Here is a 19,914-nt window from a genome sequence, read left to right on the forward strand (position 1 = left end):
GGAGTTCTGATGGCACGGCGTTCACCGGCGACCGGCGCGGTCGTCCTGTCCCACCTCGAGTTCGACCTGGTGTGGGAGGACCTCGGCTTCGGTGACCCGCCGATGGCGCTCGACGTGCCGTCGCACGGCGCCACCGAGGCCGAACGGGACGAGCTGGGCACCGAGGTGTTCGCGTCGCTGACGACCGCCGGTCTGCTCCGCGACGACGAGGTCGATCCCGAGTTCGAGGAACTGCTCGGGATGCTGCGCCACCACACGACGTCCGTCGACGCGGTGGTGTTCGGCGAGCAGCCGTGGCGGGTGCTCGCCGCGGTGCGGGGCAGCCGGGGCGTGCTCGCCGTGCTCAACGCCGGGGAGCTGGCGCTCGAACCCTTCCCGGCCGAGGGCCTCGTGAGCGCGGTCGTGAGGGTGCTCGGTGACCGCCAGGCCGGTCCGGGTGAGCAGCTGCGGTTGCCGCGCGCGGCGTACTCGGCGGCGCTGCGGGGGTACGCGGAGAGCGGTTACGGCGGTCTGGAACGGGCGTTGGCCGACGCGGGCGTGCGCGGCAGCGCGATGCGTCCGCTGATCACCATCGCGGAGGCGGGCAGGCTCGGTGCGGGGCAGCTGGCCGTGAACGGCGCCCGAGGGCGTTCGCCGGTGCTCACGTGGTCCGACACGACCGCGGGACGGTACGTCGTCACGACCGAGGACGTCCGCGACGAGCAGTGGGTCCGGGTGGTCCCCGCCGACCTGACCTGGATCACCCGGCGCCTCACCGACCTGGTGGCGCAGTCCTCTTAGGACGGCTGGAGCTCCACCGGCTCGTCCAGCACGGCCGCGAGCACCTCGGCGCCCGCGGCCAGCGCGGCTTCGGCGGCGTGGGCGGTGAGCCGCTGCAGGCGGGCGGCCAGGGCGACGGGCCTGAGCTCCATCGCGCGCGGGCCGAGCTCGAGGCCGACGAGCTTGCCGTGCAGGTCGACCGTCACCACCACGTCGTCCGCCTGGGCGGAGCGGGTGATCGCGTCCAGCGCGGCGCGCAGGCCGAGCGGTTCGCGTTCCTCGTCCTCGGCCAGTTCCTCTTCGAGGGTTCGCGGTTCGTGCGTCATCGGACCATCCAGCTCTCCGGTGTGGTGGACTCGATCTCCTCGGTGAGCTCGGCGTCGAGGTGGATGCCGAGCGTCTCCAGGTGTTCGTCGCCGAGCGCGTGCCGGGCCCGCTCGTTGGCCCGCGCGGTCGCGATCCGCACCAGGGTGAGGATCTCGTCCGCCAGTGCCGCGCGGCCGAGGCGCATCGACCGCTCGGTCAGCGTGACGGCGCGCATCCCGCCGCCCACGCCGACCTCGATCGAGATGCCCGTGGCGTGGTGCGCGTGTCCGGTGATCACGGGTGCACTCCTCCGTAGAACTTCGTGCCGCTGAGCTGGTGGGTGTTGCGGCGCACCTGGTCGCCGGAGTTGCCCTCGATCAACGTGACGGTGTTCCCGTCGACCTTCTCCACGATGCCGATGTGCTTGCTGGTGGACGGGCTCTGCGGGCCGGTGCCGAACAGCAGGACGTCGCCGGGCCGCACGTTCTGCTTCAGGTCGCCGTTGCCGTACGCCTTGCCGTGGCGCTGTCCCCAGCGGTAGACGTCGCCGGTGAACGGCAGGATCGGGATGTCCACACCGGCCTTGCGCCACATCGCCGTGGCGAACGACGAGCACCAGAAGGTCGTGGGCCCGTAGGGGTTGCGGTTGCTGCCGGGCGGGCTCTCCCTCGTGCCGATCTCGCCGCGGGCGGCGGACACGATCTTGCGGGTCTTCGTGCCGGACGGCCTGGTGGCTCCCCCGCCGCGCTTCGCGGTGCGAGGATCGGCGACCTTGTCGGGCTCGATCTCGCTCTCGAGCGCCTTCAGCTTCCGCTTGGCCTCGTCGAGTTCGGCCTTGACCTGCCGGACGTTGCGCACGGACTCCCGCGTGTACTTCGGTTCCAGGTCCGCCGCAGTAGCGACGGCCTTCATCAGCGCGGCCTGTGATCCGCTCGCGACCCCCGCGTCGAGCATCGCGGCGGCCTTGGTGACGTACTCGTCGACCAGGCGCTGGGCGGCCGTGTGCCCGGTGACCAGGGCGCTGCTCGCGCCGGCCACCGCCTTCTCGGCCTGGGCGCTGACGGACGCCGTCGCCCGGATCTGCTTCACCAGCCGGTCGGAACGCCGTTCGAACTGCTCCGAGTTCGCCCCTTCCCACTGGCCGAGGGCGTGTCCGGCCGCCTTGCGCACGACGTCCTGCTGGTCGTCCAGGGCGCTTCCCGCCTGGTTCAACGCGAACTGCACGCGCATCGCGTCATCGGCCTTGCCCGCCAACGCGTTGCGGTGCCCGACCATCCTGGTGGCGAACTCGCGCGCCAACGCTCGTGTGTCCACGTCATCCTCGCTTGAAGTCGTCGGCGATCGCGTCGTCCTGCGCGCGGTAGGTGCGCGCGATGCGCCCGGTCGAGCGCGCCAGGCGGTCGGCGTTGCGGCCGACGCCGTTCACCTGCCGGTGCAGCGCGGCTCCGAACGTCTCCAGCGCCGAGGCGAAGCCGGTCTCCTTGCCGATCCGCCCGAAGCTGCTGTCGGCGATCTCGCGCACCTGCCGCACGTGCTTCGTGCCGATCGACGCCAGGTCGTCCGCGATGTCCCTGCCCTGCTTGACGTACCGGTCCAGCGCGGCCGGGTCCACTGTGAACCCGTCGCGTCCCCCACCGCCGCCGAGCCGGGCCGGCGTCCTGCTCCCCCGTGCTGCTTCGCGTGCGACGTCGAGGTACTTCCGGTAGGCGCCGTTGGTGTAGGTCGACCAGGGCGTCCACGACTTGCCGTCCTTGGACAGCGAGTTGGCCACCTTGGCGTTCACACGCGGGTCGAACAGCTCGCGGTTCGAGTCGAGCCCGTGCTGCCTGCGCCGCTCGGGCCCCATCCCGCCCAGCATGTTGATCTGCCACAGACCGTAGGAGTCGTCCGGCGGCCTGGCGTTGTGCGCTCGGGGGTCCCCGCCGGACTCCGCGAGGGCGACGGCGATCGCGATCGTGAGGCCCTCGCCCTCGAACCCGGCGGCACGGGCGTGCTGTGCGATCTGCTCGGGGCTCAACTTGCTCATGCGGTCAGCCTGGCCGCTCGCCGCCGCCCGCGACATCGGCGTTGCGCGCTGGGACAGCAGCGTTGCGCGGAGAGACCATCGCGGCAGAAGCGGACGTTCCCTGTCACCTACTGCTGTGAGACTCGGTCTGCACACGAGAGGGAGAAACCATGAGCATCGAGACCACCGTCCACCTGAACTTCCGGGACAACGCCCGTGAGGCGCTGGAGTTCTACCGGTCCGTCTTCGGCGGGCACGTGGTCGCGTTCACCTACGCCCAGGCCCAGGACGTCGAGCACCCGGCCGACGCCGAGCGCGTCTCGTGGGGCGAGGTCCGCACCGAGGCGGGGTTCCACGTCATGGCGTACGACGTGCGCGAGAACCAGACCTACGACGCGGGCGACCGGCCGTTCTTCGTCTCGGTGCGCGGCAACGACGTCGAGGAGCTCACCGGCTACTGGAAGGGCCTGTCCGAGGGCGCGACGGTCCTGGCCGACCTCGGCCCGGCCGGGTGGGCGCCGCTGTACGGGATGCTCCGGGACCGGTTCGGGGTCACCTGGACCCTCGACCTCGCCGCCTGACCCGATCCCTTCTGACGAAAGGCTCTTCCTGTGCGCATGCGCACCTTGGGGCACACCGGTGTTCAGGTCAGCCCGTTCTGCCTGGGCACCATGAAGTTCGGCCCTCACGGCAACCCCGACCCCGACGACTGCGCCCGGATCATCCACCGGGCGCTCGACGCGGGCATCAACTTCGTCGACACCGCCGACGTCTACGGTGGCGACGGCGAGACCGAACGGATCGTCGGCAAGGCGTTGCGCGGCCGGCGCGACGACGTGGTGCTGGCCACGAAGTTCAACGGTCCCATGGGAACCGATCCCAACCGGCAGGGCAACTCCCGCCGGTGGATCATGACCGCCGTCGAGGACTCCCTGCGCCGCCTGGGGGTCGACCACCTCGACCTCTACCAGGTTCACCACGCCGACCACCGCACCGACGCGGAGGAGACCCTGTCCGCGCTGACCGACCTGCTGCGCGCGGGCAAGGTGCGGGCGATCGGCACCTCCGGCCTCCCTGCCGCCCAGATCGTCGAGTCGCAGTGGCTCGCCGAACGCCGCGGCCTCGCCCGGTTCCGCACCGAGCAACCGCACTACTCGATCCTCAACCGAGGCGTCGAACGCGACGTCTTGCCCACCTGCGAGCGGTACGGGCTGGGCGTGCTGACGTGGAGCCCGCTGGCGGCGGGCCTGCTCACCGGCCGCTTCCGGCCCGGCGGCGAACCGATCTCGGCCGGCAGCATGCACTGGCTCCCCCGGCACATGACCGACGAGCACAAACACGCCGCCGTCGAACGGCTCCTCCCCATCGCCGAGGAGGCCGGACTGTCGCTCACCCACCTCGCGCTCGCGTTCGTGGTGAGCCACCCCGGCGTCACGTCGGCGATCATCGGCCCGCGCACCGCCGCCCACCTCGACGACCTCCTCGCCGGGGCCGGCACCACCCTCACCGACGACGTGCTGGACCGGATCGACGAGGTCGTACCGCCCGGCACCGACCTGGGCGCGGTCGACGTCGCCCCGGTGCCGGAGGCGCTCACCCGTTCCGGTCTGCGCCGCCGTGCGGTGGACGACCGCGCCGCGGCCTGACTCACCTCAGAGAGCGGCCAGTCCGCGACGCACGAGACCCGCGTCCGCGTCGAGCAGGGAGCGGTCGCGGGTGGCCCAGTCCGCGTCGATGCGGAAGGTGTCGCCGCGGAAGCGCGGGAACACGTGCAGGTGGAAGTGGAAGACCTCCTGGAAGGCGGCTTCCCCGTCGGCGAGGAACACGTTGACGCCTTCGCAGCGCAGTCCGGACCGGCGCAGGGCGCGGCCGAGGCGGTGGCCGGTCCTCCAGACGTGCGTGCTCGTGTCCTCGTCCAGGTCTTCGAGGCCGACGGCGTGCAGCCTGGGCACGACGAGGACGTGGCCAGGCGTCACCGCACCGAGGTCCATGAACGCGACGACCCGGTCGTCCGCGTGCACCACGCTCGCTTCGGCATCTCCGGCGACGATGGCGCAGAAGACGCAGTCGTCCTGTTGATCGGTCATGGTGCAGCTTAGAGGCGATCGATTGGAATGTGTCGGCTGTCCATTCATTCCCGGGCTCGCCACATCCAATAGCGCGTGACCATTGTTCTGGCCTGCCTCCGACTTTCGCACTCGTTGATCAGCACGGGCGAGGCCCGGGTCCACGGAGGACCCGGGCCTCGCCGTCCTGCGCGGTCAGGAGTGGACGGGGATCTGCTCGTAGATCACCTTCCACTCGTAGGTGCCGGCGAACCCGTTGGCCCACAGGGAGTTCACCCGGGACACCTCGGCGGAGTTCGGCGTGGCGACCCGGCACGACGTGCCGGGACCGCCGCCCGACATCAGCTCCGAGCACGGGCCGCTGTAGTGGTCGGGCAGGCCGAGGGCGTGCCCGGTCTCGTGCGCGGTGATGCGGGTGACGTAGTACTGCCGGGCCTGCGTGTAGTCGATGAAGATCGTGCCGCTGCCGTGACCGTTGGTGGAGGCGTACGAACCGCGCGGGTCGTTGCCCTCGCGGTAGCGCAGGGTGGCCGCACTGCGGTTCTCCACCAGCTTCACGTTGGACACCCGCGCGTTCCAGTTCGCCGCGCCTTGCCGGATCGCGCTCGCGAACGTGGGTGCGCTGCTGGTGTCGTAGTAGACGTTGACCGCCGCCGCGGTGATCGGGCCCTCGGCGGCCGCCGCCTGGCCGGTCAGGGGTGCGACGACGGTCGTGGCCGCGGCGAGCGCGACGGACAGGACGAATTTCTTGAGCATGGGTTCTCCTCGCTTGCAGGGTGCGAAGAATGGAACCTCGGGTTCCGTCAACCAACGTAAGGAAAGTCGTCGTGCGCACTCGCCCGCCATTAGCGTGACGCGGTTCAGCGCTCTTGACGGTTGACGTTGCCCGCTATCCGGACGAATGCGGTGAAAAGTCTGGAAAGAGGGCGAATGGTCGTCACGGTGCGTCAGCCACCCGTGATGACGGTGGTCAGACCTTCTTGAGCCGCTTGCGATTGACCGTGAGGACCTCATCGGACAGCGCCGGGTCCGCGTCGGCGACCGCGCGGGCGACCATCATCGCCCCGACCATCTGGCTGAACAGCGCGATGGCGCGTTCGCGTGCTTCGGCGGGTGTGAGGTCGACGCCGGACTGGCGTGCCCGTTCCAGCAGCATCTCGGTGATGGCACCGAAGTAGCCGTCGAGGCCGCGTTTGTACTCGGCCTGGGCCTCGGTGCCGTGGCGGCCGACGTCGGAGACGAGTGCGGCTGAGGCGCAGCCGATCTCCGGGTGGTCGCGGTGCTGCGGACTGAGGTAGTCGTCCAGCATGTCGTGCAGGGCCGCTCGCGCCGAGCGGGGGTGCGACGTGCGGATGGCGTCCAGGGCCGCCAGCGAGTCGGTGAAACCCTCGTGGAGAACGGCGAGGGCGAGGTCGTCCTTCGAGGCGAAGTGGTTGTAGAAGCCGCCGTGGGTCATGCCTGCGGACTTCATCAGTTCCTCGATGCCGATGCCGTCGATGCCGCGCAGCCGGAAGCCCTCGCCGGCCGCGCCGACGATCTTCTCGCGGTTGAGCCGCTTCTGCTCCTGTGTGATGCGGGGCACGCAGACCACCTCCCTGACGGGGCGCGGCACCTGGTGACCAGGACCGACATCCGCCTACCTGCGATGTTACCCATCATCAAAACACGTGTCCACAGAGGCGCAGCCTTGACAGCGCAACGATGTCGGGCATCATCATTCTTATTGATGTCGTACGTCATCAATAACAGGGAGGAGCCCGATGTGAACTTCGGGACGATCGGTGCGGGAACGGTCGCGCAGGCCATCGCCGCCCATCTGGTCGCCGCCGGCCACGAGGTGACACTCAGCAACAGCCGTGGCCCGGACACGCTGCTCGACGTCGTGGCCCGGCTGGGTCCGCTCGCTCGAGCGGGCACAGTTGAGGAGGCCGCCGCGGCCGACGTGGTGTTCCTCGCCGTGACGTGGCCTCAGGTCGGCGACGCGCTGTCGGGTCTGTCCTCGTGGGACGGACGGATCCTCGTCGACACCACCAACTCCGGGTTCGCGCCACCCGCGGTGGAGGACCTCGGGGTGGAGACCTCCAGCGAGTTCGTCGCCCAGCGCGCACCTGGCGCGCGGGTGGTCAAGGCGTTCAACACCCTCTACGCCCAGTACATCGCCGCCGATCCCCGGCACGCGGAGGGCAGGCAGCTGCTCTTCCACGCCGGTGACGACGACGCGGCCAAGGCCGACTTCCGCGCGGTCTTCGACGACATCGGGTTCGCCCCGGTCGACGCGGGATCACTGCGGGAAGGCGGCCGGCTGATGCAGCTGGGCGCCGTGCTCTCGGCACTGCACGCCGTGAAGCTGGACTGATCATGAAGGCTCTCGCCTACGAGAAGGCACATCCACTCGACGCGTTCGCCATCGAACTGGTCGACATCGCCGAACCCCGGCTGCGCGACGGCGACGTCCTGGTCGAGGTCGCCGCCATCGGCATCAACCCTGGTGAAGCCGCGATCCGGCAGACGCGCAGCGCCGCGCCGGGCGGCCGGGTCGTCCTCGGCTGGGAGTTCGCCGGCGTGGTCGTCGCCATCGGAGACGTGGCAACCGGTTTCGCGATCGGTGACCGCGTCATGGGGACCGGTGACATCACCCGCGACGGGGCCTGGGCGGAGCGCGTCGCGGTGGACCACCGGGTCGTCGCGAAGATCCCGGACGAGCTGTCGTTCACCGACGCCGCTTCCCTGCCCATCGGCGTGCTCACGGCGTGGGAGGCGTTGTTCCGCGACCAGGACTCCTTGCCGGCGGGTGTCGAGCGCGTGCTCGTCATCGGTGCGGCAGGCGGCGTCGGATCGATGGCGACCCAGCTGCTGAAGGCGACGACGTCCGCGTTCGTGATCGGCACGGCGTCGCGACCGGAATCGGCGCGCTGGGTCACGGAGATGGGCGCCGATCTGGTCGTCCACCACCACCGCGACCTGCCGGGACAGCTCCGCGGCACGGTCGACCTGGTGTTCTCCACCTCGGGGACCGGGAGCCGCCTGGAATCGATCACCGAGGTGCTGCGGCCGTTCGGCCACGTGGCCTTCATCGACGCCCCCGGTCCCGTCGACCTCGGCGCGCTCGCGGGCAGATCCCTGTCGCTGCACACCGAAACGGTGTTCAGCAAGATCACCGCCGGTGGGGACGTGAGCAGCCAGGGCCGGATCCTCGCCCGCACAGCGCAGGACGTCACCGCGGGCCGTCTGCGCCCCATCGTCACCACGACGCTCGACGGGCTGACGGCGGAGACCATGAGGACCGCGCACACCCTCGCCGAGAGCGGCCTGACGATCGGCAAGACCGTGATCTCCCTCGACCCCCACCGAAACCGCTGAAAGGACTGCTCCACATGGGAAAGCTTCTCGTCACCGGTGCCACGGGCCACCTCGGGCGCCTGACTCTGCAAGCCCTGCTCGCCCAGGTGCCGCCGAACCGTCTCGCCGGGCTCGCCCGCGACCCCTCTCGCGCCGCGGACCTTGCCGAACGGGGCGTGGACATCCGCAAGGGCGACTACTTCGACCAGGAATCACTCGTCGAGGCGTTCGCCGGCGTGGACCGGCTGCTGCTCGTGTCCGCGGAGGCGTTCACCGACCGAGACACCCAGCACGCCAACGTGATCGCGGCAGCGACACGGGCAGGCGTTCAGCACGTGATCTTCACCGCCGTCCAGCGCCGCGAGGACTCCGGCGCCCGGCAGGTCGGCGTCACCGACGGCGACGTCTTCGCCGAGAACGCGCTCAAATCCTCAGGTCTGACCTACACGATCCTCCGCCACCCGGTGTTCATGGAGGTCCTCGGCGGCCACCTCGGCGCCGACGTCTACGACAAGGGCGTGCGCGTCCCCGAAGGCGACGGCACCGTGGCACCGGCGACCCGGCACGACCTCGCCGCCGCCAACGTCGCCGTGCTCACCCAGGACGGCCACGAGAACGCCACCTACACCCTCGGCGGCAGCGAACCCGCCTCGTTCCGCGACATCGCGAACGCGCTGACCGAGATCCACGGCTCCGAGGTGCCCTACCTGCCGATCACCGCCGAGGAGCACACCGAGAGCCTTCTCGCACAAGGCCTTCCGCGCGAGGTGGCGGAGTTCTTGACCTCCTGGGCCACCGCGATCGCCGGCGGCGCGTTCGGCGAGAACACCGGAGACCTCGAACGGTTGATCGGCTACCGGCCCACGGGTTACCGGGAGTTCCTCGCTCGGAACTACCCGCAGCTCGTCCCCGGCCAGGCGGAAAGTCCTGGCACCGAACAGGATCTGCTCGAAGGCGAGTACGTTCCCAGCCCCGATCCGACGACCCGCGAACAGGTCGAACTCTACGAACGCACCGGCGGCCGCGAAGGTGCGACGATGCTGGGAGGCCCGGTGGTCGTCGTGACCATGCGCGGCGCGCGCTCGGGCAAGCTGCGGAAAGTCGCGCTGATGCGCATCGAACGCGACGGCGTCTACGCCATCGGCGCCTCCGCCGGCGGGCAGGCACGCCACCCGAACTGGTTCCACAACCTCCTCGCGCACCCGGTCGTCCAACTGCAGGACGGCCCGGACCGCGCGCTGATGACGGCCAGGGTGGCCGAGGGCGCGGAACGGGAGAGCTGGCTCGCCTACGCCGACGGCCTCTACCCGTTCTTCGCGGACATGCGCGCCCTGGCGGCCGACGACCGCGAGGTGCCGCTCGTCCTCCTCGAACCCGCAGGGGCCTGAACCGATTCCAGGGCACCATGACAGGTTCTCGCGACGGCCGTAACGGTTGATCATGCAAAGCAGATCTTGTCCGTGGTTGTCCGACGGGCGGGAGATGGTTCATGAAGATCGAACGGCGCAAGTGGGTCCTGGCTGTGGGCGAGGACGCCGCTCCCACGCTGCTGAAGTTGCTGGAAGCCGGGGGCGTCGCCTTCGACACGGTGGAGAACCGGATCAACCCCGTCTACCGCGAATACACCGATGAGTTGCCGGAAGAGGACTTCCGCAAGGTCGTGGCCCTGTTGAGCCAGGCGGACCCGTCGCGGCTGCCCAAGGCCGACTTCGAGAAGGTCGAGAACGACTTCAAGCGGCGCACCGACAAGCAGTGGCAGCTCGAGCAGGCCAAGCTCGCCGAGGAGCGCAGGCAGGCGCAGGCCGCGACCGAGCAGCGGCTGCTGCAGGCGGGGCTGCACTCCCTCGGCGGCGCCGGGACGACCTGGGCGGCACGTGCGGCGCAGATCGGTGCGTGGTGGGAAGGGGTCAAGCGGCGGGAGGCGCTGGAGAACTGGGACACCGTGTTCACCGCCAACCGGATGACCGCCCGCCAGGTCAACGCCAAGGGCAGGGGCGGCAGGTTCAACATCGTGAACCGGTACGACCGCAAGGACGCCGCGAAGGAGCGGGAGATCTACCTCGACCGCGGTCCGGGCGGCATCCTCGCCCGCGCCACCCCGGCCAACTCCTTCTCCGGCCCGGCCAGCGCCAACCGCACGGACGAGCTGGGCCTGTACGACCTCAGCGGCACCCTGCTGAGCTCCGCCCGCCCCATCTTCAAGCAGCTCAAGCCCTACGACGAGGCCGTGGTCGTGTTCACGCCCGCACCCACCGAGACCGACGCCCAGGTCTTCGCGGCCATCTCCTCCCTCGATCAGCCCGACACCGACAAGCTGCGCGAGTACCGCAGCAAGTTCACCCGCCTGAGGTTGGCGCAGAGCAGCGACATGGGCGCGATCTTCGTCGACGACAACAAGGACCCGAAGGCACCGCTGCGCCCCCGCTACGGCATCAACGGACGGGTCCTGCTCCCCGGCGGCGCCATCGTCCCCCTCGACGAGACCATGCTGGCCAAGCGCCGCACCGACGCGCTGGAGCACAGCACGATCCTCAGCAGCGACGCCAAGGCCCTGGTGAACGAGATCGTGATCACCTACCGGCAGCACGCGGCGGCCGCCCTGTTCCCGTTGTTCGCCCAGTGGGACAGGGACACCACCAGCTATCGCGTCGTCGACCGGACCACGCTGCAACGCACCGGCGCCTGGATCTCCGACGCCGGCGTCTGGCACGCGGCCTAGACGGCGTGTCCTGGGAGGCCGGCCGGCCTCCCAGGACGGCGTTGTCAGTCCGGCAGCGCCAGGTAGCCGCGGGAGAACGCGGCGGCCACAGCGGCTGCCCGGTCGTTGACGCCCAGCTTCGCGTACACGTGCAGCAGGTGCGTCTTGACCGTCGTCTCGCTGATGAACAGGCGCTTCGCCGCCTCGCGGTTGGTCGAGCCCCTGGCGATCAGTTCCAGCACCTCCAGTTCACGCTGCGACAGCGGTGCGGGGGCCGGTTTGCGCACCTGTCCCACGAGCCTGGTCGCGACGGCCGGGGAGAGCACCGCCTGCCCGCGCGCCGCGGCCTCCACCGCGCGGACGAGCTCCTCCCTCGGCGCCTCCTTGAGCAGGTAGCCGGTGGCGCCGGCTTCGATGGCCGTCAGCACGTGGCTGTCCGTGTCGTACGTGGTGAGCACGAGCACCCGTGACGGCACCCCGCGCTTCGCCAGCTCCCTGATGGCGGTGACCCCGTCGGTGCCGGGCATCCGGAGGTCCATGAGGATCACGTCGGGGCGCAGGCGCTCCCCCGCCGAGACCGCTTCCGCGCCGTCAGCGGCCTCGCCGACCACCTCGAAGCGCGGGTCGGCGCCGAACATGCCGCGCAGGCCGTCCCGCACCACGGGGTGGTCGTCGACGATCAGCAGTGAGATCAACTTCCGCTCCCGGCGGGAATCGCCGGCACCGTCACCGTGATCGCGGTGCCCCCGCCCGGTTCGGACTCGACGTCCAGCCGCCCCGCGAGGAGCTGGACGCGCTGCCGCATGCCGGCGAGCCCGAAGCCCCCGCCCGCGGCACCGCCGGCGCGCTTGGCGCCGGGCAGGAAGCCCACTCCGTCGTCCAGCACGTCGAGCGTCACCAGGTCCTCCATGTACGACAGGGTCAGCGAGACCCGACCGGCGCGTGCGTGCTTGGCGACGTTGGCGAGGGCCTCCTGCGCGGTCCGCAGCAGCGCCACCTCGACGTCGGTGTGCATCGGACGGGCGTCACCGGTCGTGGTCAGCACGGCCTCGACGCGGTTCACCTCCGACCAGCGCCGGGCCACGTCGCGGATCGCGTCCGGGAGGCGGGCCTCCGCCAGTGCGGACGGTCCCACGGCGAGCACCGTCCGGCGGGCCTCGGTGAGGCTCTCACGGGCCAGGTCCATCGCGTTCGCGACGTGCCGGCTCGACACCGCCGGTTCGTCCGGCGCCTGCTCGGCGGCCTGGAGCTGGGTGAGGATGCCGGCCAGCCCCTGGGCGAGCGTGTCGTGGATCTCCCGTGCCATCCGCTGCCGCTCGTCGAGCACACCGGCCTCGCGGGCCTGCACCAGCAGCTGGGCGTGCAGGCTCGCGTTCTCCGCCAGGGCGGTCTCCAGCTCGGCGTTGGCCTTGTTCAACTCGACCAGGGCCCGCTTCTGCCGGTGGTTGCGCCGGTCGGACATCACGTCGGCGTAGAAGGCCACCGTCGCCATCACCGCGGTGAGCACGCTGACCGCGGGCCACTTCCACCACTCCTCGGCCGTGATGTTGGCCGACCCGCCGACGTAGGAGACCGCCGAGACCACGGCCGTGGCGATCACGCCGACATAGCGCCACCGGCCCCTCAGGTACTGGAAGGCGTGCACGTAGCCGATGAACGCGAAGAAGCCGAACCAGGGCGTGAGCACGACGAGGCAGGCGGTCAGCGCCACGAGCCCCGTGTAGTACAGGCCCATCCGCCGGGTCCTGTGGTGCTGCTCCGGGTGGAGCGTGTGGAACCACATCACCCACGCTGTCAGCAGGGTGGTGAGCCCGAGCACCCCCGGGAGGTACACCTGCGCGTTCCAGAGCGGCTGCAGGAGCGTGAGCACGACGCTGACCGCCAGCAGCGGGTACGGGAGCACGGTGAGGACCGCGGTCTCCTTGCGCTCCCAGCGGTCGAACTCCTCGCGCAACTCGGCCTCTACACCCACGACCCCACTCCAGCGGAAGTACCAGCGGGATGCACCGTAGCGCCGGGCAGCCGCAATCCGAAATGGTGCTACACCACGGCCCGCACAGCGGGCACACGGCGCAGAGCACCCGAGATCGCCCAGCTCCCCGCCGCGGCGAGCACCACCGTCAGCAGGAACTTGGTCAGGGGTCCCGCGTCGAGTCGCAGCAGCACCGCCTCAGCTCCGACGATGACCGGCGCGTGCACGAGGTACACGGCGAAGGCGTTGTCGGACAGGTAGCGCCGGAACCGCGACGTGCCGGCGAAGAAGCGTTCGAACACGCGGAGCAGGACCAGGATCACGCCGACCGCGAACAGCGCCTCCGCGAGGGCCAGAGCCAGGTGGGCGAGGTCGTGACCGGGCAGGGCACCGGACGCCCCGAAGCCCCGGTAGCCGCCCAGTCCCAGCGGCACGAACGACACCACCACCAGCAGCGCGCCGAACCAGCCCGACCTCCGCGGCAGCGTCGCGAACCAGCGGCGGCGGTACGCGGCGATCCCGGCGGCGAAGAGCAGCGCGTACTGCGGCATGTAGGCCGGGCTGGGCAGTCCGAGCACCGGCTCGTTGGTGCCGTGGGGGACGAAGATCCGCCAGGCGTAGGTGACCGCGCTGAGGACGAGCACGAAGGCGAGGAGGTCCCGCCGCCGCAACGGTTGTGCCCGCATCGGCTCCGCGGCCGGACGCAGGTGCCGCACCAGCGCGTACGCGAGCGAGAAGATCAGCAGCACTTCGAGGAACCAGGTGGGCCCGACCTCCCACTCGGTGAAGTAGAAGGCGGAGAAGGACGGCCGGGCCCCGGCCGGGAGGGTGAGGTGGTCCGGCAGCAGGAAGAGCGGGCGTAGTAGCACGACGAACGCGAGCAGGGGGATCCCGAGCCGCTTCAGGCGCTCGACCACGAACTCGCGCGGCCCCCGCCGATCGACCGCACCGGGTGCGAAGAACCCGGACAGCAGGAAGAAGAACCCCATGAAGAACGTCTGGTTGACCACGAGCAACAGGTCCAGCGGCACCGCCGCGGACGACGAAGTTGTCTCCTGCCACTTCGGCCAGACGTCGAGGTTGCTGAAGGCGGCCGCGGAGTGGTGCACGACCACCAGGAAGGTCAGGAAGACGCGGAGGTTGTCGATGTAGAACATGCGCGCCGGGCGCGCAGTGCCGACGACCTCGGTCTGCGGCCTCACAGGGCGGCACCCGTCAACTCGGCCTGGGCGAACGGAAGCGCTGGAGCGACTGTGACGAGGCCGTGCACCTCGATGATGACCATGTTCGAAAGCCTGCCGCCCGCGGCGACGCGCCGGATCGACCACGCGGGCGGGGATGACGGCGGACGCGGTAGACCCCTCCATCCTCCGATCGGAGGATGGACGGCGCAGCGGCGACGTGATCACGCTGACATCCGGTCCGCGGGCGATTGGTCGACGGTCTGATCGGGTAGCCCGGTGGAGCAGGACAATCGACTACCAGGAGGCTGACGTGATCGGGTTCATCGTCGCCGGACTGATCATCGGCGCGCTCGCCCGACTGATCAAGCCCGGCAAGCAGAACCTCGGCATCGTGGCGACGCTGCTGCTGGGGCTGGTCGGCTCCGTCATCGGCGGCACGATCGCCAACCTGCTCGGCACCGGAGACATCTTCGAGCTCAACGTGCTGGGCTTCATCATCGCCGTGATCGCTTCCGTGCTGCTCATCGGTGTCGCGGAGGCCGTCGCCGGCCGCAACCGCTCGAGCGTGCGGTAACACCGACTGAACCTCAACGGCCCTGGTCACCTTCGTGGTGACCAGGGCCGTTGCTCGTCCTTGCGGTTCAACGAGTGCTGACCGCCTCGTCGAGGAAGCCGCCGGACTGGTGGCGCCACAGCTTCGCGTACGTCCCGTCGAAGTCGAGCAGTTCGGCGTGGGTGCCCTGCTCGACGATCCGGCCCCGGTCCAGCACGATCAGCCGGTCCATCCGCACGACGGTGCTCAGCCTGTGCGCCACGACGATCGCGGTGCGCCCCTCCATGAGCCGCCACAGCGCCTCCTGGACCAGCACCTCGCTCTCCGAGTCCAGGGCGCTGGTCGCCTCGTCCAGCAGCAGGATCGGCGCGTCGCGCAGGATGGCGCGGGCCAGCGCCACCCGCTGCCGCTGTCCGCCGGAGAGTTTGATGCCGCGTTCGCCGACCATCGTGTCGAACCCGTCGGGCAGCGCGTCCACGAACTCCGTCACGTGCGCGGCACGCGCGGCACGAAGAATCTCGGCATCGGTCGCGCCCGGCCGTGCGAAAGCGATGTTCTCGCGCAGCGTCCGGTGGAACATGGCCGGGTCCTGCGGGACGTAGCCGATCAGGCCGCGCAGGTCGGCCTGGCTCAGGCGGGCGATGTCCTGGCCGCCGACGAGGATGCGGCCCCTGTCGACGTCCATCAGCCGCAGGAGCAGGCGGGTGAGCGTGGTCTTGCCGCCACCGGAACGGCCGACGAGCCCTATCCGCGTGCCCGCCGGGATGTCCAGGTCCAGTCCGTTGAACAGCGGCTCGCCGCCGCCGTGCGTGAACACGACGTTCTCGAACTGGACGCGGGAGTTCTTCACGCGCAACGGTTCCGGGTCCTCGACGTCGAGCACGGTCGGCGGGTCGAGCAGCAGTTCGGTGAACTGGGCCGCCTCGGTCAGCGCGCTCTCCACCTGCCGGTAGATCTGGTTGAACTCGAACATGATCCGCGTCGCGTTGCCGAAGTACGCGAACGTCACCACGATCGCCTCGATGCCGAGCCCGTCGCTGACACCGATCGCGACCACGAGCCCGAGCACGTTGGTGAGCACGGACAGCGGTGCGATCACGGTGTCGATGCGCAGGTTGTTGTAGTCCCACGACCGCAGTGCCAGCGTTCGCTGCCTGGCGGCGCGGGTGCGGTGCTCCGCGCCCTCCCGCGGCTCGGCGGCGAACGCCCGCACCGTCTCCATGTTCGTGAGCGTGTCCGAGACGTGGCCGGACACCTGGGCGATGGCGGCCTCGCGCTCGTCGACCAGCCGTTGGCGGTGGCGGATCAGGGGCGCGACCACGCATCCCGTGACGAGGATCAGGCCGACCAGCACCGCTACGAGCACCGGGTTGTAGGTCCACAGCACGACGCAGGCGAAACCCAGCGGGATGACGTTGGCGAAGATCTTGAACGCCAGCGCGTCGACGAAGTCCTCGAAGCGGAACGCGAAGCTCAGCACCCGTTTGGTGAGCGAACCGGCGAAGTTGTCGTGGAAGAACGCCGCGTCCTTGCCCAGCAGCTCGTCCATCGCCAGGGCGGACAGGCTCTCGATCCCGCGGCCGTCCACGCGGTTGAGGCAGTGCAGTCCGATGCGCCACAACAGTTCCGAGAGCAGCATGAAGCCGCCGAAGGCCAGCACGTACGGCAGGACGGCGCCGAGTCCTGTGCCACCACCGGACGCGAGCTTTCCCACGAGTCCGCCGACCGCCAGCGGCGCCAGGTAGAGCTGACACGTGACGCCCAGCGCGGGCAGCACGAGGGCGCCCGCCGAGATGAACCCGTGGCGCCGCAGTTCTCTTCCGTACAGCCGCAGGGCGAGCGGCACCGCGCCCCTGCGGACAGGCCTTTCCGGTTCTGGTACGACCATCCGCCACCCCCTTCTGACATCTCATGCTGCCCCAGGAGGCCGGGTCGCAGCGATCGAATATCGCCGTGCGGACGTGGTCGGCGGAGTGTGTGGCGATGACACGATCGCGATCTCCGCGAGGTCGTTGCCGCGGCCGAACGGCTTGTGCCAGCATGGCATCGGCATTCGGGGGTGTCGTTGCGCGTCCAGGTTCTCGGCCCGGTGCGGGCCTGGCACGACGGCCGGGAGATCGAGCTCGGTCCGGCGGGGAGACGCGCGGTGCTCGGCCTGCTCGCCCTGGCCGGCGGACGGGTGGTGCCGCGGGCGGACCTCGTTGACGCGCTCTGGGGTGAGAACCCGCCGCCCAGTGCCACCAACGTGATCCAGACGCACGTCAAGCACCTGCGCCGGTTGTTCGATCCTGGGCGGCACAGATATGCGCGCAGCACCAGCATTCCGTTCGTCGGTGGCGGGTACGCGTTGCGCGTCCCGGACGACGAGGTCGACGTGGACCGGTTCCGCGCTCTCGTGTCCGCGGCCGGGAGGACCAGCGTCGCGGAGGAGGTCGCCGGTCTGCTCGGCACCGCGCTCGGGTTGTGGCAGGGGCGGCCGTTCGCCGACCACCCCGGATTGGCCGGGCACGCGAAAGTCGTTGCGCTGCTGGGCGAACGGCGCACCGCGTTGCTCGCCCACGCCGAGACGATGATCGGGCTGGGCCGGACGGCGGACCTCCTGCCACTGCTGGAGGAGCACGCGGGCGATCATCCGTTGGACGAGGCGGCGCAAGCGCTTCTGGTACGTGCGTACGCCGCCTCCGGCAGACGGGCGGACGCGTTCGCCGTGTACGACAACACTCGGCGGGTGCTGCGGGACGAACTCGCGATCGGCCCTGGAGCCGAACTCGTTGGTGCTCATGCGGAGTTGCTCGACGAACCAGCGCCAGTCACCTCCCCTCGCTCCGGTCCGGTGCCGGCGCAGTTGCCCGCCAACGCATCCGGTTTCCTCGGCCGCACGGACGAACTGGACGTTCTCGACCGGCTGCTCGCCGAACGAGACCCGCTGGCGACGGCGGTGATCGCGGTCTGCGGGACGGCCGGGGTCGGCAAGACGGCCCTGGCCGTCCACTGGGGACACCGGATGCGCGCCGGTTTCCCGGACGGCCAGTTGTACGTGAACCTGCGCGGGTACGAGGCCGGGAAGCCGCTCGCCGCCGCGGAGGTGCTGGGCGGGTTCCTGGAGGCGCTGGGGGTCGCCGGGTCCGCGATCCCGGTCGACGTGGACGCGCGTGCGGCCCGGTACCGGACCGAGGTGGCCGACCGGCGGCTGTTGATCGTGCTGGACAACGCGGCGGGGGTCGAGCAGGTGCGGTTGCTGCTGCCCGGTGCGCCGTCGTGCGTGGTCGTGGTGACGAGCCGGGACAGCCTGGCGAGCCTGGTCGCGGTGCACGGCGCGCGGCGGCTCGACCTGCGGCCGTTGCGGCGGGGGGACGCGATCGTGTTGCTGCGCAGGCTGATCGGCGAGCGGGCCGAGTCTGCGGCGTTGGCCGAACTGGCCGGGCAGTGCGCGTTCCTGCCACTGCCGTTGCGGGTGGCCGCGGAGCTCGTCGTCAGCCGGCCGGAGACCGCGCTGGCCGAGCTGGTCGGAGAGCTCCGCGACCGGCAGCGGCGGCTGCGGTTGCTCGACGGCGGCGGTGACGTCCGGGCGGCGGTGCGGGAAGTGCTCTCCTGGTCCTACAAGCACCTCCCGGCCGGGGCCGCGCGGTTGTTCCGGTTGCTGGGCGTGCATCCCGGCAGCGATTTCGACGTGGCCTGCGCCGCCGCGCTCACCGATCTCGACCCGGACGCCGCGGGCCGGCTGGTGGACGTGCTCGTCCGGGCGCACCTGGTCGACCGCGGTCCGGCCGGGCGTCACGGCGTGCACGACCTGCTGCGCGCCTACGCCGTCGACCTGGTGCGGGACGATCCCGAGCGGACCGCCGCGTTCGACCGACTGCTGGACCACTACCTGAGCACCGCGGCCGCGGCGATGGACGGCGTCTACCCCACGGGCCGCGTGGCGGCGCCGACCGCCGACCCGTCCCTGATGCGCGCGTGGCTCGACGCCGAACGGTCCAACCTGACCGACCTCTGCGCGTTCGCCACCGGCCACGACCGCCCCCGGCAGGCGATGCGCCTGGCCGAGATGCTGTACCGGTACTTCGAAGCCGGGCACCATTCCGAGGCGCTCGTCATGCACACCAACGGTTTGCGCGCCGCACGGCTCGTTGGCGACCGGGAGGGCGAGGCAAGGGCTTTGACGAACCTCGGCGCCGCGCACCGCCTGCTCGGCCGCTACAGCCCCGCGGCCGCCCGCCTGCGCCAGTCGTTGCGCCTGCACCGCGACCACTCCGACCGTGCTGGCGAGGCCCGCGCGTTGTCCCACCTCGGCATCGTCGAGGACCGCCTCGGCGACGTCGACGCCTCCATCGGCTACCTCCAGCAGGCGCTCGCCCGGTACCGGGAACTCGGCGACCGGCACGGCACGGCCTCGGTGCTGACCAACCTCGGCACCGTGCAGAGCCAGACGGACGACCACGCGGGCGCCGCCGAAACCCTGAACGCGGGCAGGGACCTGTTCCGCGAACTAGGCGATCGGGCGGGCGAAGCGGCCGCGCTGACGAACCTGGCCGACACGTACACGCACCTCGGCCGCCACACCACCGCCGCGACGCACCTGCACCGGGCACTCGCCCACTTCCGCGACCTCGGCCACCGCTACGGCGAGGCCACCGCGCTGTCGATCCTGGGCCAGGTCCACGTCCACCTGGGCCGCGCCGAAGAGGCGATCGCGCTGCACGAGGAGGCGCTGGAGATCTTCCGCGCGACCGGGCACCGGTACGGCGAGGCGAGCTCGCTGAACGGTCTGGCCGAAGCCCTGCGCGCGGCCGGACGGCCGGGTGCGCCCGCAGCGCACCGGGAGGCGTTGGCCATCGCGACCGAGACCGGTGACCAGGACGAGCAGTCACGTGCCAAAGCCGGTATCGCGTCGTGCGGCGAAGACGCGTCCACTGGTCGGCGGGGCTGAGCGGTTCGACAGTCCACTTCGGACGCTGGGCCTGCCGTGCGGGCAAGTCCAGTCGAAGTTCAGTTCTCGTCCAGTTCCACCCGTTTGAGTCGGGGCTTCCAG

At 70.6% G+C, this 19,914-nt stretch carries 20 protein-coding genes; 9 read left to right on the top strand and 11 right to left on the bottom strand.

From position 1 onward, the window contains the following. The first annotated feature begins 9 nt into the window (after nt 1–9). Complete coding sequence (locus tag IE307_RS19690) at nt 10–780, top strand: ESX secretion-associated protein EspG (protein ID WP_191299513.1); 771 nt, start codon at nt 10–12, stop codon at nt 778–780. Here IE307_RS19690 and IE307_RS19695 read toward each other — a convergent pair. The 4 genes from IE307_RS19695 to IE307_RS19710 are packed head-to-tail and all read right to left on the bottom strand — an operon-like array spanning nt 777 to nt 3,091. Continuing rightward, nucleotides 777–1,085, bottom strand: coding sequence for a hypothetical protein (locus tag IE307_RS19695; protein ID WP_191299515.1), 309 nt, complete (start codon nt 1,083–1,085; stop codon nt 777–779). The genes IE307_RS19690 and IE307_RS19695 overlap by 4 nt on opposite strands. Continuing rightward, nucleotides 1,082–1,363 (bottom strand): YbaB/EbfC family DNA-binding protein, encoded by a 282-nt coding sequence (locus IE307_RS19700; protein WP_191299517.1) that lies wholly within the window; start codon nt 1,361–1,363, stop codon nt 1,082–1,084. Before IE307_RS19700 ends, IE307_RS19695 begins: the two co-directional genes overlap by 4 nt. Next, entirely contained in the window at nt 1,360–2,379 is a 1,020-nt protein-coding gene (locus IE307_RS19705) for a CHAP domain-containing protein (RefSeq protein ID WP_191299519.1), read from the bottom strand. The genes IE307_RS19700 and IE307_RS19705 overlap by 4 nt, the downstream gene beginning before the upstream one ends. Nucleotide 2,380: 1 nt before the next feature. After that, on the bottom strand, nt 2,381–3,091 hold the full coding sequence (locus IE307_RS19710; protein WP_191299521.1) for a type VII secretion target: 711 nt from the start codon (nt 3,089–3,091) through the stop codon (nt 2,381–2,383). Between the two features lie 149 nt (nt 3,092–3,240). Here IE307_RS19710 and IE307_RS19715 point away from each other — a divergent pair, with 149 nt between their 5' ends. Further along, entirely contained in the window at nt 3,241–3,651 is a 411-nt protein-coding gene (locus IE307_RS19715) for a VOC family protein (protein WP_191299523.1), read from the top strand. A gap of 30 nt (nt 3,652–3,681) precedes the next feature. Further along, nucleotides 3,682–4,716 carry an aldo/keto reductase gene (locus IE307_RS19720; RefSeq protein ID WP_191299525.1) on the top strand — a complete coding sequence of 345 codons (1,035 nt, stop codon included), beginning with the start codon at nt 3,682–3,684 and terminating at the stop codon, nt 4,714–4,716. Between the two features lie 6 nt (nt 4,717–4,722). On the opposite strand, the gene IE307_RS19725 is transcribed toward IE307_RS19720, so the two are convergent. The 3 genes from IE307_RS19725 to IE307_RS19735 form a co-directional block, all read right to left on the bottom strand. Continuing rightward, nucleotides 4,723–5,157: an HIT family protein gene (locus tag IE307_RS19725; RefSeq protein ID WP_191299527.1), complete on the bottom strand. Its 435-nt coding sequence runs from the start codon at nt 5,155–5,157 to the stop codon at nt 4,723–4,725. A 174-nt stretch (nt 5,158–5,331) separates the two neighbouring features. Continuing rightward, nucleotides 5,332–5,892 carry a snapalysin family zinc-dependent metalloprotease gene (locus tag IE307_RS19730; protein ID WP_191299529.1) on the bottom strand — a complete coding sequence of 187 codons (561 nt, stop codon included), beginning with the start codon at nt 5,890–5,892 and terminating at the stop codon, nt 5,332–5,334. Nucleotides 5,893–6,106: 214 nt separating this feature from the next. Beyond that, nucleotides 6,107–6,718, bottom strand: a complete 612-nt coding sequence (locus IE307_RS19735) for a TetR/AcrR family transcriptional regulator (RefSeq protein ID WP_229904879.1) — start codon at nt 6,716–6,718, stop codon at nt 6,107–6,109. A gap of 144 nt (nt 6,719–6,862) precedes the next feature. On the opposite strand from IE307_RS19735, the gene IE307_RS19740 reads away from it, so the two are divergent. From IE307_RS19740 to IE307_RS19760, 4 genes are all read left to right on the top strand, one after another. After that, the gene (locus IE307_RS19740; RefSeq protein ID WP_229904880.1) at nt 6,863–7,492 is read left to right on the top strand and encodes an NADPH-dependent F420 reductase; all 630 of its coding nucleotides are present in this window, start codon (nt 6,863–6,865) and stop codon (nt 7,490–7,492) included. Between the two features lie 2 nt (nt 7,493–7,494). Beyond that, the gene (locus IE307_RS19745; RefSeq protein WP_191299530.1) at nt 7,495–8,496 is read left to right on the top strand and encodes an alcohol dehydrogenase catalytic domain-containing protein; all 1,002 of its coding nucleotides are present in this window, start codon (nt 7,495–7,497) and stop codon (nt 8,494–8,496) included. Nucleotides 8,497–8,510: 14 nt separating this feature from the next. After that, nucleotides 8,511–9,863 carry a nitroreductase/quinone reductase family protein gene (locus IE307_RS46850; RefSeq protein WP_229904881.1) on the top strand — a complete coding sequence of 451 codons (1,353 nt, stop codon included), beginning with the start codon at nt 8,511–8,513 and terminating at the stop codon, nt 9,861–9,863. 101 nt (nt 9,864–9,964) lie between these two features. Next, nucleotides 9,965–11,194: a hypothetical protein gene (locus tag IE307_RS19760; protein ID WP_191299532.1), complete on the top strand. Its 1,230-nt coding sequence runs from the start codon at nt 9,965–9,967 to the stop codon at nt 11,192–11,194. Between the two features lie 44 nt (nt 11,195–11,238). Here IE307_RS19760 and IE307_RS19765 read toward each other — a convergent pair whose 3' ends face one another. From IE307_RS19765 to IE307_RS19775, 3 genes are all read right to left on the bottom strand, one after another. Next, nucleotides 11,239–11,868: a response regulator gene (locus IE307_RS19765; RefSeq protein ID WP_191299534.1), complete on the bottom strand. Its 630-nt coding sequence runs from the start codon at nt 11,866–11,868 to the stop codon at nt 11,239–11,241. Continuing rightward, nucleotides 11,865–13,145, bottom strand: a complete 1,281-nt coding sequence (locus tag IE307_RS19770; RefSeq protein ID WP_191299536.1) for a sensor histidine kinase — start codon at nt 13,143–13,145, stop codon at nt 11,865–11,867. Before IE307_RS19770 ends, IE307_RS19765 begins: the two co-directional genes overlap by 4 nt. A gap of 68 nt (nt 13,146–13,213) precedes the next feature. Then, nucleotides 13,214–14,347 (bottom strand): acyltransferase family protein, encoded by a 1,134-nt coding sequence (locus IE307_RS19775; RefSeq protein WP_191299538.1) that lies wholly within the window; start codon nt 14,345–14,347, stop codon nt 13,214–13,216. 292 nt (nt 14,348–14,639) lie between these two features. Between IE307_RS19775 and IE307_RS19780 the strand changes: the two genes are divergently transcribed. Further along, nucleotides 14,640–14,903 (top strand): GlsB/YeaQ/YmgE family stress response membrane protein, encoded by a 264-nt coding sequence (locus IE307_RS19780; protein WP_191299540.1) that lies wholly within the window; start codon nt 14,640–14,642, stop codon nt 14,901–14,903. 67 nt (nt 14,904–14,970) lie between these two features. Here the strand turns inward: IE307_RS19780 and IE307_RS19785 are convergent, their stop codons facing one another. After that, nucleotides 14,971–16,770, bottom strand: coding sequence for an ABC transporter ATP-binding protein (locus IE307_RS19785; RefSeq protein ID WP_191299542.1), 1,800 nt, complete (start codon nt 16,768–16,770; stop codon nt 14,971–14,973). Nucleotides 16,771–16,941: 171 nt separating this feature from the next. Between IE307_RS19785 and IE307_RS19790 the strand changes: the two genes are divergently transcribed. Beyond that, on the top strand, nt 16,942–19,812 hold the full coding sequence (locus IE307_RS19790; protein ID WP_229904882.1) for an AfsR/SARP family transcriptional regulator: 2,871 nt from the start codon (nt 16,942–16,944) through the stop codon (nt 19,810–19,812). Nucleotides 19,813–19,914: the final 102 nt, after the last annotated feature.

Origin of the sequence: Lentzea cavernae (assembly GCF_014653695.1) — a bacterium.
GTDB classification, from domain to species: domain Bacteria; phylum Actinomycetota; class Actinomycetes; order Mycobacteriales; family Pseudonocardiaceae; genus Lentzea; species Lentzea cavernae.

Excerpts from the sequence above, each read along its gene's own strand:
- IE307_RS19690 (WP_191299513.1), top strand. The coding sequence starts at position 10 with ATGGCACGGCGTTCACCGGCGACCGGCGCGGTCGTCCTGTCCCACCTC.
- IE307_RS19695 (WP_191299515.1), bottom strand. The coding sequence starts at position 1,085 with ATGACGCACGAACCGCGAACCCTCGAAGAGGAACTGGCCGAGGACGAG.
- IE307_RS19710 (WP_191299521.1), bottom strand. The coding sequence starts at position 3,091 with ATGAGCAAGTTGAGCCCCGAGCAGATCGCACAGCACGCCCGTGCCGCC.
- IE307_RS19715 (WP_191299523.1), top strand. The coding sequence starts at position 3,241 with ATGAGCATCGAGACCACCGTCCACCTGAACTTCCGGGACAACGCCCGT.
- IE307_RS19725 (WP_191299527.1), bottom strand. The coding sequence starts at position 5,157 with ATGACCGATCAACAGGACGACTGCGTCTTCTGCGCCATCGTCGCCGGA.
- IE307_RS19730 (WP_191299529.1), bottom strand. The coding sequence starts at position 5,892 with ATGCTCAAGAAATTCGTCCTGTCCGTCGCGCTCGCCGCGGCCACGACC.
- IE307_RS19740 (WP_229904880.1), top strand. The coding sequence starts at position 6,863 with ATGTCGTACGTCATCAATAACAGGGAGGAGCCCGATGTGAACTTCGGG.
- IE307_RS19745 (WP_191299530.1), top strand. The coding sequence starts at position 7,495 with ATGAAGGCTCTCGCCTACGAGAAGGCACATCCACTCGACGCGTTCGCC.
- IE307_RS46850 (WP_229904881.1), top strand. The coding sequence starts at position 8,511 with ATGGGAAAGCTTCTCGTCACCGGTGCCACGGGCCACCTCGGGCGCCTG.
- IE307_RS19760 (WP_191299532.1), top strand. The coding sequence starts at position 9,965 with ATGAAGATCGAACGGCGCAAGTGGGTCCTGGCTGTGGGCGAGGACGCC.
- IE307_RS19785 (WP_191299542.1), bottom strand. The coding sequence starts at position 16,770 with ATGGTCGTACCAGAACCGGAAAGGCCTGTCCGCAGGGGCGCGGTGCCG.